The sequence below is a fragment of the Streptomyces violaceorubidus genome (assembly GCF_000717995.1).
In the GTDB taxonomy this organism is placed as follows: domain Bacteria; phylum Actinomycetota; class Actinomycetes; order Streptomycetales; family Streptomycetaceae; genus Streptomyces; species Streptomyces violaceorubidus.
In genome coordinates this window covers 1-12098 of the sequence record NZ_JODM01000060.1, presented here as the reverse complement: position 1 = coordinate 12098, position 12098 = coordinate 1, and the positions used below count along the sequence as shown (strand labels likewise).

The 12098-nt window shown below is 73.4% G+C and carries 6 protein-coding genes; 1 reads left to right on the top strand and 5 read right to left on the bottom strand.

Features of this window, described 5'->3' with window-relative positions; all coding sequences use genetic code 11:
* The 5 genes from IE94_RS0133300 to IE94_RS0133280 all read right to left on the bottom strand — a co-directional run.
* A partial coding sequence (locus tag IE94_RS0133300) for a non-ribosomal peptide synthetase (RefSeq protein ID WP_030191913.1) occupies positions 1-4548 on the bottom strand: 4548 nt, incomplete at its 3' end.
* A 162-nt stretch (positions 4549-4710) separates the two neighbouring features.
* Entirely contained in the window at positions 4711-4995 is a 285-nt protein-coding gene (locus tag IE94_RS0133295) for an acyl carrier protein (RefSeq protein ID WP_051777850.1), read from the bottom strand.
* Positions 4996-4997: 2 nt separating this feature from the next.
* Positions 4998-6752 carry an acyl-CoA dehydrogenase family protein gene (locus tag IE94_RS0133290; RefSeq protein WP_037924418.1) on the bottom strand — a complete coding sequence of 585 codons (1755 nt, stop codon included), beginning with the start codon at positions 6750-6752 and terminating at the stop codon, positions 4998-5000.
* Entirely contained in the window at positions 6749-8563 is a 1815-nt protein-coding gene (locus IE94_RS41635; protein ID WP_051777848.1) for an acyl-CoA dehydrogenase family protein, read from the bottom strand. The genes IE94_RS0133290 and IE94_RS41635 overlap by 4 nt, the downstream gene beginning before the upstream one ends.
* On the bottom strand, positions 8560-10311 hold the full coding sequence (locus IE94_RS0133280; RefSeq protein WP_063829765.1) for a fatty acyl-AMP ligase: 1752 nt from the start codon (positions 10309-10311) through the stop codon (positions 8560-8562). Before IE94_RS0133280 ends, IE94_RS41635 begins: the two co-directional genes overlap by 4 nt.
* A 344-nt stretch (positions 10312-10655) precedes the next feature.
* Here IE94_RS0133280 and IE94_RS0133275 point away from each other — a divergent pair.
* Positions 10656-12098, top strand: a 1443-nt coding sequence (locus IE94_RS0133275; protein ID WP_030191897.1) for a condensation domain-containing protein, incomplete at its 3' end; no start/stop codon positions are given.

The window sequence follows — 12098 nt, the reverse complement described above, 5'->3', positions numbered from 1 at the left end:
CTCCAGGACCCGCTCCCGCTCGCCCTCCTCCAGCACCCCGATCCCGCCGACCCGCACCTGCGGATCGGCCACCACCGCCTCCAACACCCGCACGAAGCGGGCGACAACGGCGTCGGCGTACTCCGGGGCGACGAGGTCCGGGCGGTAGTCCAGGCGGAAGTCGAGGCCCGTGCCGGAGGGGGCGGGCAGGGCGGCGAGGCCCAGGGCGTAGTGGGTGCCGCCGCGGATCTCGGCGTCGCCCAGGGTGATGCCGGACCGGTTTGCGTGGGCGTTGATGGCGGCGTGGTCGAGGGGGAAGTTCTCGAACACCGTGAGGGTGTCGAAGAGTTCGCCCACCCCGACGCGGCGCTGGAGTTCCGCGAGGTCGACGTGCTGGTGGTCGACCAGTTCGGCCTGCTCGTCCTGGAGGCGGCGCACGAACGCGGCGACGGTCTCGTCGGGGCGCAGAGTGGCGCGCAGGGGAAGGGTGTTGACGAAGAGGCCCACCATGGTCTCGGCGCCGGGGAGGTCGGCGGGGCGGCCCGCGACGGTGACGCCGAACACCACGTCGTCGTGTCCGGTCAGGCGGGCGAGCATGATCGCCCAGGCGGCTTGGACCAGGGTGTTGGTCGTGACGCCCGCGCGGCGTGCGGCGCGGGTGAGGGCGTTGCCGGCCCGGTCGGGAAGGGAGAAGCGCAGTCGCTGCTGGGGCTGGGGGGCGGTGCCCGGCGTTTCGGTGCCGAGCCGGGTGGGGTCCTCCGTGCCGTCGAGTGCGGCGGTCCAGGCGGCGAGGGCGGTGTCGTGGTCGCGGGTGCCGAGCCAGTCGAGGTAGTGGCGGTAGGGGCGGGCCGGCTCCGGTGCTGCCGCCGGTGCCGGGCCGTCGGCGGCGCGGTGGGCGTAGGCGGCGAGGAGGTCCTGGACGACGAGGGGCAGGGACCAGCCGTCGAGGACGATGTGGTGGTTGGTCAGGGCGAGTCGCCAGCGGTCGGGGGCCGTTCTGGCGAGGGTGAAGCGGATCAGGGGCGGTGCGGAGAGGTCGAAGCGGGTCCAGCGGTCCCGGTCGAGGAGTTCCTCCCAGGCGGCGGTGGCCGCGGGGTCGTCCAGGTGGGTGAGGTCGGTCTGGTGCCAGGGTGCGGTGGCCGCGGTGGCGACGGTGGCGAGGACGCGGCCGGTGCCGGTCTGGCAAAAGCCGCTGCGCAGCACGGCGTGGCGGGCGAGCACGGTGTCGGCGGCGGCGCGCAGGGCCGACGGGTCGAGGGGGCCGTCGAGGGTGAGGACGGTCTGCGCGTTGTAGTAGTCGAGCGCCGTGGTGTCGTAGCGGTTGTGGAAGAAGAGGCCTTCCTGGAGCGAGGAGAGGGCCAGGACGTCTTCGGTATCCGGTGCCGCCGCCCTGACCTCGGCGATCTCGGCGTTCGTCGGGCCGGTGCGCAGAGCTGTGCCCTCGGCCGGGGCGGTGTCCTCGGCGGTCGTCGCGAGGGCGGCGAGGGCGGCGACGGTGCGGTGGCGGAAGACGTCGCTCGCGGTGATGCGCAGCCCGGCCTGCCGGGCCCGGGCGACGAGCCGGACGGCCATGATGCTGTCGCCGCCGGTGACGAAGAAGTCGTCGTCGACGCCGGCTTCGGGCACGGCGAGGATGTCGGCGAACAGGGCGCACAGGGTTTCCTCGGCCGGGGTGCCGGGGGCGCGGCGTGCGGCGTCGGACGTCGTGCGGGCGGGGGCGGGCAGGGCCTTGCGGTCCAGTTTGCCGTTGGGCGTGAGCGGCAGGGCGGGCAGCTCGACGAAGGCGGCCGGGACCATGTAGTCGGGCAGCGTGGCGGCGAGGTGGGCGCGCAGGGCGGCGGTGTCGGGCCGGTCGTCGTCGGGGGCGTGAGGGGCGGGGACGACGTAGGCGACGAGCCGGTGGTCTCCCGGTCGGTCCTCGCGGACGACGACGGCGCTGTGGGAGAGCGCGGGGTGGCGGGTCAGTACGGACTCGATCTCGCCGAGTTCGATGCGGAACCCGCGCAGCTTGACCTGGTCGTCGGCGCGGCGCTGGTACTCCAGGGCGCCGTCGGCCGTCCAGCGCACCACGTCTCCGGTGCGGTACATGCGGGTGCCGGGCGGGCCGAAGGGATCGGCGACGAAGCGTTCGCCGGTGAGTGCGGGGCGGCCGTGGTAGCCGCGAGCCAGTCCGGCGCCGGCGATGTACAGCTCGCCCGGGGCGCCTGCGGGGACCGGGCGCAGCGCGCGGTCGAGGACGTGGACGCGGGTGTTGAGGACGGGCCGGCCGATGGTGACGGGGGTGTCGGCGGTGACGGTGGAGGCCGTGGACCAGACGGTGGTCTCGGTGGGCCCGTACAGGTTGGTGACCGAGGCGGTGGTGGCCGCCAGGCGCTGGGCCAGGTCGGCGGGCAGGGCCTCGCCGCCGACGAGGACGCGCACGGAGCGCAGGTGGTCCCGGTCGCCGTCGGTGAGGGCCCGCCACAGGCTCGGGGTGGCCTGGAGGACGGTGACGTGCTCCCGGTCGGCGAGGGCCCGCAGGGCCTCGGGGTCGCGCACCTCGTCCCGGTCGGCGAGGACGACGGTGGCGCCGGTGAGCAGCGGCAGGTACAGCTCCAGGGCGGCGATGTCGAACCCGACGGTGGTGACGGCTAGCAGGCGGTCGTCCTCGGTGACGCCGAGGCGGTCGTTCATCGCGGCGAGGAAGTTGTCGAGGGCGCCGCGTGGGACGACCACGCCCTTGGGCCGGCCGGTGGATCCGGAGGTGTAGATCGCGTAGGCGGGGTGGTCGGGGTGGACCGGCGCGGTGCGTTCGCGGGGGTGGAGGTCGGTGGCCGGCAGGGCGCCGGTCCGGGACCGGTCGAGCAGGAGCCGGGGCACCGTGGAGCCGGGGAGCCGGGCGTCGAGGCTGCTGTGGGTGAGGGCGAGGGCGGGCCGTGCGTCGTCGAGGACGTAGGCGATGCGGTCGGCCGGGTACTCGGGGTCGACGGGCAGGTAGGCGGCGCCGGTCTTGAGGACGGCGAGGAGGGCGACGACCAGTTCGGCGGAGCGGGGCAGGAAGACGGCGACGTACTGCTCGGGGCCGATGCCGCGCTGGACGAGGAGGCGGGCGAGCTGGTTGGCCCGGGAGTTGAGTTCGCCGTAGGTGAGGCGGGTGCCGCCGTGGACGAGGGCGACGGCGTCGGGGATGCGCAGGGCGCGTTCCTCGAAGAGCCGGGGCAGGGACCGGTCGGGCACCGGGCCGGTGGTGTCGTTCCACGCGGTGAGGATCCGCTCGCGTTCGGCCGGGCCGAGCAGGTCGGTGGCGCCGACGGGCCGGTCGGGGTCGGTGGCGGCGGTTTCGAGGAAGGCGACGAACCGGTCCTGGTGGGCGGCGAGTTCGGCCTCGGTGTAGAGGGCGGGGTTGGCGTCGAACTCCAGGCGTATGCCGTGGTCGGAGGCGGCCGGGTCGCCGAAGGAGACCACGGACAGGTCCTTGACGGGCCCGGTCCACAGCGGGTGCATGCCGGTGGGCAGGCCGGCGAAGGAGATCTCCTGTCCGAAGGACATGGCGTTGACGGTGACGGAGTGCAGGCCGCCGCTGCCGCCGGACAGGTTCAGGTCGCGGTGCAGGTCCTCGCCGCGGTGGCGCTGGTGGCGCAGGGCGTCCATGACGCGCTCGGTGGTGCGGCCGACGAGTTCGGTGAAGGTGGTGGTGCCGGTCACCGGGAGCCGCAGGGGCACCTCGTTGGCGAACATCGCCGGGGTGGTCAGGGCGGCCGCGCTGGTGCGGGCGAGGGTGGGCAGGCCGAGCACCACGTCGTCGGAGCCGGTGAGGCGGTGGGTGTAGGCGGCCACGGCGGCGAGCAGCACGCTCGACCAGCGGCCCGCGGTGGTCAGCCGGGCGGCGCGGTCGGCGGGCAGGACGACGGTGCGGCGCAGCGCGCGGGGTGCCGGCGCAGCGGTGCGGTCGGTGAGGGAGGCGGGCTCGGGCAGGTCGGCGAAGGCGGCATGCCAGTGGTCGCGGTCGGCTTCGTGCCGGGCCGAGGCCCGGTAGGCGCGGTCCTCGTCGAGGAGTTCGGCGAGGGGGCGGAAGCGGGTGGGTTCGGGGTCCCGGCCGGCGGCGAGCGCGGTGTAGGTCTGGGCGAGGCGCCGGCAGTACACGGCCTGGCCGTAGCCGTCCAGGACGATGTGGTGGTGCCGGAAGTAGAGCAGGGACCGGTCGGCGCCGAGGACGAACAGGGCGTGGGTGTACAGCGGGTCGTGGCGCGGGTCGGTGGGGGTGGCCAGGTCGGCGTCCATCCAGGCCCGGGCGGCGGCCTCCGGATCGGGGTCCGCACTGACGTCGACGACGTGCAGGGGGTCGGCGTCGGCCGGTGCCACCGTCTGCCACAGTTCTCCGCCGTCCTCGGAGAACCGTACGCGCAGGGCCTCGGTCTCCTCGACGGTGCGGCGGATCGCGTCGGCGAGGAGGCCGGGGCGCAGGCGTCCGGCGATGTCGAAGTAGGTCGCGCAGTTGTACAGCGGGCTGTCGGGAGCCAACTGCTGTGCCACCCATACGCCCGTCTGGGCAGCGGAAACGGCTCGACGGACCGACCCATGCTCGGACACGGAATACCTACCCACGTTCTGTTCGCTCGTCGGACGGAGGTGCCAGTTGTTCGGACGGAGGTGCCCGGACCCAGGTGTCCGGACTGACGTGCCCGGACTGACGTGCCCGGACTGACGTGCCCGGACTGAGGTGTGCGCGCGGGCCGCGGCGCGCGCTGCCGGTCAGGCGGCGAGCGGCCGTTCGGCGGCGATGGCCTCGAGGAGGCCGCTGACGGTCGGCCGGTCCCACATGACGGTCGGCTCCAGGCTGAGACCGAGGTGGTCCTCGATCTCGGCGACGACGGTGAGGGCGTAGATGGAGTCCAGCCCGTACGTGGTCAGGGGCTCGTCGACGTCTATCGCGTCGGGGGACATGGCCAGGTGGGCGGCGATGCGTTCGCGCAGCCACAGGGTCAGCTCGTCGGCGGAGAGGTCCGGGCCGCTCTTCTCGATGGCAGAACTCGACATGATCATTTCTCCTTGGGGTGGGGTTCGGCGAGCCGGCGGCGGACCAGGCCGAGGCTCGTCGCGGACTCGTACCGCTCGATCAGCTCGCCGTACAGGCGCCGGTCGAGGTCGTGGGGCAGCCGGGGCGGTTGCACGCCGGGGTGCAGGGGGATCCGGGCGAGGACGGCGGCGAGCCAGGCCGGGTCCGCGAGGAAGGGGTCCGGATGGTCTCGGTTGTGCCGCCACAGCTCGACGCAGGCGGCGCCCACGAGCACGTTCACGTACCGGTGGGTGAGGTCGTAGGAGGCGGAGCCCGCGGCGACGGACAGCTCGACCGGGGGCAGTGTCGCGCACTCCGCGGTCAGCCGGCGCAGATCGTCCCGCAGGTGGGCGCCGACCTTGGCGATCACCGGGTGTGCGGTGGCGAGTTCGGGGGCGGCGTCGAGTCCGGCGGCCAGGGAGGAGCTGAGGCTTTCGCGGCCGCCGGCGGTGACGGTGAGCCGGTCGAAGGGGACCGGGGGCAGATCGGCGTCGAGGCGGAACAGGTCGGCGGGGGCCGGCTCGACCCCGGGCCAGGAGCGGCGGGCGAGCAGCGGCAGTTGCGGCAGCAGGGACATCTGGCAGGCGGCGCGGGCGGCGTGGCCGAAGCCGGCGGGCTGGATGTCGCGCAGCAGCTTCTGGAAGATCGCGTGTTCGCCCTCGCGGATGTAGAAGTGCGCGCCGAGGAGCGTGGACAGCCGGTGCATGGCGTCCATCAGGACCCGGGAGATGAAGTACTTGACGGCCTGGGCGTAGAGGGGCGTCTCGGCCGGCAGGAGGTGCAGGGCGCGGGTGCCGACGGTGGCGAAGGCGTCGCACAGCAGCAGGTCGGCGTGGACGCCGGCGAGGACGGAGCGCACCTCGGGCAGTTCGGTGGCGGGCCGCCCGTACAGGGTGCGCGTGGACAGGTGGCGCAGGGTGGTGCGCAGTCCGGTGTCCAGCATGCCCTGGAACATGGCGACGAGGGTGGTGCGGGTGATCTGGAAGCACTTCAGCGCGGTCTCCAGACCGTGCCCGGGCCGGCCCACGACGCTGTCGGCGGGCAGTGGGCAGTCGTGGAACTCGATGCCGCCGAGCTGGACGCCGCGCATGCCGGAGCTGGCGAAGCGGGGCAGGTAGCGCATGCGGCCGGCCGGGATGCGGTCCTTGTCCACGAGGAGCTGGGAGTGGCTGCGGCTGCCCGGCCCGCGGTCGGTGCGGGCGAACATGACGACGGCGTCGGACCGCTGGAGGTTGGTGACGACCTCCTTGCGCCCGTTGAGCACCAGCCCGCCGGGGCCGGGCATGGCCTCGAACTCGGTGCCGATCATGTCGTTGCCGTGGGCGAGTTCGTGGTAGGCGACGGACACCTTGCGGTGGTCGAGGAGCAGCCCGGCCACGTGCCGGCGCTGCTCCTCGCTCCCGGCGGTCCAGATGTTGACGGCGGCGATGAAGGAGCTGGCGCCGTAGCCGAGGCCCAGGCAGGGGTCGCGGCGGTACACGGAGCGCATGATCTCGACGAGTTCGTCGAGGCGGGTGAGCCGGCCGCCGTACTCCGGGGGGACGAACTCCGCGCCGAGCCCGTAGGCGTCGAGGGCGCGCTCGCCGTCGGCGAACATCTCGGCGCGCTCGTCGGCGGCGAGGATCTGCCGGAAGCCGAGCGGGTTGGCGGGGTCGCGGGGGTCGCCGAGGTGCTGCTCGACGGCGTCGGCCCGGTGCGGGAGGGCGGTGGCCGCCGACGTGGTGGTCGGGCTGGTCATGAGGTGCTCCTGGAGGCCGGGCCGGGAAGCAGGGTGGTGAGCGAGGTGGCGCCGGACACGTCGAGGGCGTGGTCGGCCAGCCGGTCATAGGCGGTGGCGCCCGCCTCGTCGAGCCGGTGGCCGAGCCGGGTCAGGACCAGGCGCAGACAGGCCTGGAGCCAGAGCCCGTTGCGGGCGGCGGCGGGCATCTCACCGGCACGCCCGGCCGGCCACGGGTTGTCCAGCCACAGCCGCAGGCAGGCCGCGGCGGCGTAGCAGAGCTCGTAGCGCTCGGCGAGGGCGAACGACTCGGCGGGCACGTCCCGCGGGGTGCGCCGCTGGGCGGCGAGTTCCTCGTGCAGGGCGTCGGCCTCGGCCCGGATCAGCTCGGCGAGGACGGCGGTCTCGCGGGGCAGCCGGCCCGCGTCGGCCTCGGCGGTGATGCGGGCGGCCGCCTCGGGCAGCGACTGCACCAGGGAGCAGCCGTCGGAGGAGATGAGGGACAGGTGCCGCGGGGAGAAGTCGCCCAGGTCCCGGCCGAGCGCGGTGGCGGCCGTGACGGCGGTGGCGGCCGTGACGGCGGTGGCGGCCGTGGTTGCGGTGGCGGCCGTGACGACCGTGGTGGCGGTGGTGGCGGCCGGTTGGGTGCGTGCGCGCCGGTAGCGGGTGGCGAGCAGCGGGAACTGGTCGATCAGGGCGTTGCGGTTGACCGCCGTGTTGCCGTCGAAGATCGCCACCACCCGGTGGTCGCGTTCCAGTTTGGCGAAGGTCCCGTCCGCGTACTGCTCGCTGAGGAAGCCGCGCACGCCGAGCAGTTCGGCCGTGCGGTCGATGATGTGCTGGGCCAGGTCGGGGACGAGCGCCTTGGTGATCGCGGAGATGACGCTCATCTCGCCGGGCAGGGCGTGGATGCTGCGGCTCGCGACGAGTCCGGTCGCCTCCGCGAGGAGCTGCGCGGCGCTGATCTCCCCGAGGATGCGGCGCACCCGGGGCAGTTCGGCCAGTGTCCGGCCGTACAGGGAGCGGTGGCGGGCGTAGTCCACGGCGATGCGTACGGCGGTGTCGCCGGCGCCGAGGGAGAGCGCGGCGCAGACGGTCCTGGTGATCTGGAGTGCCTTGAGGACGATCTCGACACCGGCTCCGACCTCACCGACCAGGGTGTCGTCCGTGAGGCGGGCGTTGTGGAAGGTGATGCCGCTGATGTCGGCGCCGCGGATGCCGTGGGTGGGGACCTTGGGCAGGCAGGTGTGGGCCCCCTCGGGCAGCTGCCGCTTGTCGACCAGGAAGAGGCTGAAGCCGCGCGGCCCGCCGTCGGGCGAGGTGCGGGCGAGGACGCACACCAGGTCGCCCCGGGTGGCGTTGTTGATCAGCCACTTCTCGCCGTTCAGCCGCCAGCCGCCCGCGTCCCGGACGGCGCTGACCTCCCCGGCGAGCAGGTCGCTGCCGTGCCCGCGTTCGGTCAGCCCCCAGGAGGCGACGCTGCCGGCGGTGATCGACGCACCGGTCCGCCGGGCCTGTTCGGGGGTGCCGCCCACCCAGACCGAGGCCGCGCCGAGGAACGTCTTGCCGTGGCCGACGGCGACGGTCAGGTCCCGCCGGGCCACGGTGCGCAGCAGTTGGAGCAGTTCGGTGTGGTCGCGCAGCCGCCCGCCCGCCGTGGCGGGTACGTAGTGTGCGGCCAGGCCGAAGTCGTCCAGGACCCGGCAGGCGTCGGCCGGGAAGGCCTCCTGCCGGTCCAGTGCCGTCAGTGCGGAGGGCAGGTAGGCGGGGTGTTCGTCGCCGGGGGTGCCGAGCCGGCGGTCCAGGGCGTCGACGGCCGGGGTGGCGCTCATCGCTGCCGCCGTTCGGCGGTGTCCACGTGGAGGGCGTCGAGTTCGCCGTCCAGGTAGGCGCGGCGCATCGCGGCCCGCTGGATCTTGCCGCTGGTGGTGCGGCTGACACCGCCGCGCCGCAGCAGCAGCACGGCGTGCACGCCGGTGCCGAACTCGCGGGCCACGGTCTCCCGGATGCCCGAGGCGAGCTTGGCGAGGACGTCCTCGCCGAGCCGGCCGCGCACCTCGTGGGTGACGACGATGCCCTCGTCCAACCGGTCCGTGCCGGGCAGCGGAACGGTGAACACGGCACCGAACAGGCCCTGGAGGTCGTCGTGGTGGGCCCGCAGTTCGTGCTCGACGTCCTGCGGGTACAGGTTCCGCCCGCGGACGATCAGCGTCTCCTTGATCCGGCCGGTCACATGGATCTCGCCCTCGTGCACCAGGCCGAGGTCGCCCGTGCGCAGGAAGCCCTCCTCGCCCCCCGCGGTCCGGGCGGCGAACGTGGCCCGGGTGGCGTCGGGCCGTTGCCAGTAGCCCTGGGCGACGCTGGCACCCTTCAGCCAGATCTCGCCGACCCGGCCCGGCGGCAGCACCTCCCCGGTCTCGGGGGACACGACGCGCACCTCGTAGTCGTCGGCCGGCCCGCAGGCCACCAGGGCCCGGGCCGGGGCGTCCGGGCGGGCGGGCACCACCTCGTGGCGTTCCAGTGCCCCCGCTTCCACCCGGTGCGTCACGGGGGCGCGGCCGCCGGCCCCGGAGACGAACACCGTGGCCTCGGCCATGCCGTAGCAGGGAGTCAGCGCCTCGGCGCGGAACCCGGCGGGGGCGAACCGTTCGGCGAAGGTGGCCAGCGTGGCGGCCTGCACGGGTTCCGAGCCGTTGGGCGCGTAGGTCCAGCCGGACAGGTCGAGACCGGCGAGCTGTGCGTCGGTGACCTGCCGCGCGCACAGTTCGTAGGCGAAGTTCGGGCCCGCCGACCAGTGCAGGCCGTACTCGTGGACCATCCGCAGCCACCAGTGCGGTCGCTTGAGGAAGGTGGTCGGCGACATCAGTGTGCAGGAGCCGCCGAGCAGGAGCGGCGGCAGCAGGATCCCCATCAGGCCCATGTCGTGGTAGTGGGGGATCCACGAGCCGAAGCGGGTGTGCGCGCCCAGGCCGAAGGCGCGGCTCAGGCTGTCGACGTTGTGCAGCAGGTTGCCGTGCCCGACCATCACGCCCTTGGGGTCGCCCGTGGATCCCGAGGTGTACTGGAGCAGCGCCAGGGTCTCGTGGTCGAGCGGCGGCGGCGTCCACGCCTCCGGGTCGCTGTCGGCCAGTGCCTCCCCGTCGGTGACGAGCACCTCGGCCCGGACGGCGTCCTGCTCCCCGGCCCACCGGCGTACGTCCTCCTCGACGGCGGAGTCGGTGAGCACGGCGGCCACCGCGGCGTCGCGGGCGATGGCCGTCACCCGCTCGCGCTGGTGGCGGTACTGCCCCGGCAGCGGCGCCGGTACGGCGATCACCCCGGCGTACAGGCAGCCCAGGAACGCGGCGGCGAAGTGGAGGCCCTCCGGGTACAGCAGCAGGGCGCGGTCCCCGACGGCGGCCCGGTCGGCCAGCCCGACGGCGATCCTGCGGGCCTCCGCATCCAGTTCCGCATAGGTCAGGCTTTCGTCGACCTTTTCGGCGGCGAACTCACGCACGAAGGTGACGGCTGTTTCGGTGGGGCGATCCAGCGCATTTCGGCGAATCGCTTCGGTAACACTGGGAAAGTCTACGACGGCCATGGACATTCATTCCCCCAAAGCGAGGCACACAGCGCCCTGCGTACGACAGAATTCCATATGGCGAGGGAACATAGACCGCGCGTCGTGAACCAGTCAACAGCGTTCGGGCCATTCAAGCGGACCCTTACGAAACGGTACGTATCCGGTCCGTCACGGTACGTCAGTGGGTCGCCGTTCGCCCGGGCCAGCCGCCTCGGGCCCCGCGGTCCGGCCGTCCCGCACTCCCCTTCCTATACAGGGAGATATTCAGCGTCGCCTTAATCCGGTGACAGGCCAACAGGCCTCGTGTTGAATGATCGCGCCCACCGTCCCAGGGCATGGAATTGACGACGAGAGGTGCGGGAGTGAAGCAGACCGGGCTGGACGCCGTACTTCCGCTCACGCCACTTCAAGAAGGTCTGCTATTCCACGGCCTTTTCGATCCGAAGGCCGACGACATTTATGTTTCCCAGCACGTTCTGGACGTCCGCGGACCGCTCGACGCCCACGCCCTGCGGGCCGCCGCCGACGCCCTGCTCGCCCGGCACGCCTCCCTGCGGGTGGGCTTCCGCCACGAAGGGCTGAGCAAGCCGGTCCAGATCGTTCCGTCGTCCGTGGCGACGCCGTGGCACGAGGCCGACCTGGCCGGTGAGCCCGACCCGGCCGCGCGCGCCGCCCGCGCCGAGGAACTGCTGCACGCGGACCGCGCCCGCCGCTTCGACCTCGCCGCCCCGCCGCTGGTGCGCTTCACCCTGCTGCGTACGGGAGAACAGGAGTACCGCTTCTCCCTGACCTTCCATCACCTTCTGGTCGACGGATGGTCCCTCTCCGTCCTGCTGCACGAGCTGTTCACGCTCTACGGCAACGGCGCCGACCTCCGTGCCCTGCCGCCGGTGACGCCGTACCGGACCTTCCTGGGCTGGCTGGCCAAGCAGGACCGCAAGGCGGCCGTCGCGGCCTGGGCCGATGCCCTGGCCGGTCTGCGGGACCCGTCCCTCGTCGCACCGGACGCCGAGGACGCCCGAGCCGCCGTCCCCGAGCACGTCTTCACCACGCTCACCGCCACGCAGACGGAACGCCTCACCGCACGCTCGCGCGAACTCGGTGTCACCGTCAACACCGTGGTCCAGGGCGCCTGGGCCATCCTGCTCTCCCGGCTCCTGGGCAGCGACGACGTCGTCTTCGGCGCCACCGTCTCGGGCCGGCCGCCGGAGATCCCCGGCGTCGAGAACATGGTCGGCCTGTTCATCAACACGGTGCCGGTACGGGTGCCCGTACGGGCGGCGGAACCGGTCGAGGTCCTGCTGCGCCGGCTCCAGAGCAGCCAGCTCGACCTGCTCCCCCACCAGCATCTGGGACTCACCGACATCCAGCAGGCGGCGGGGCTGCCCGAACTCTTCGACACCATGGTGGTGTTCGAGAACTACCCGCACGACGTCGGCGCGTCCGCGTCCGCGTCCCGGACCCCGGCCGACGCGGTGCGCGTCACCGGCCAGAGCACCAGCGACGGTTCCCACTACCCGCTGACCCTCGTGGCGGTCCCCGGCCCCACGATGCGCTTCCGGCTCGACCACCGCCCCGACGTGTTCGACACCGAGGCCGCCGAAGTCCTGCTGGCGCGGTTTGTGCGGGTGTTGGAGGCGGTGGTGGGTGAGCCGTCGGTGCGGGTGGGTGTGGTGCCGGTGTTGTCGGTGGCGGAGCGTGCTGCTGTGGTGGCGGGGTGGTCGGTGGATGCCGGTGAGCCCGTGGCGGTGTCTGCGTCGTTGCCGGGTGGTGGGGTGTTGGGTTCGTGGTTCTCGCGGGTTGCG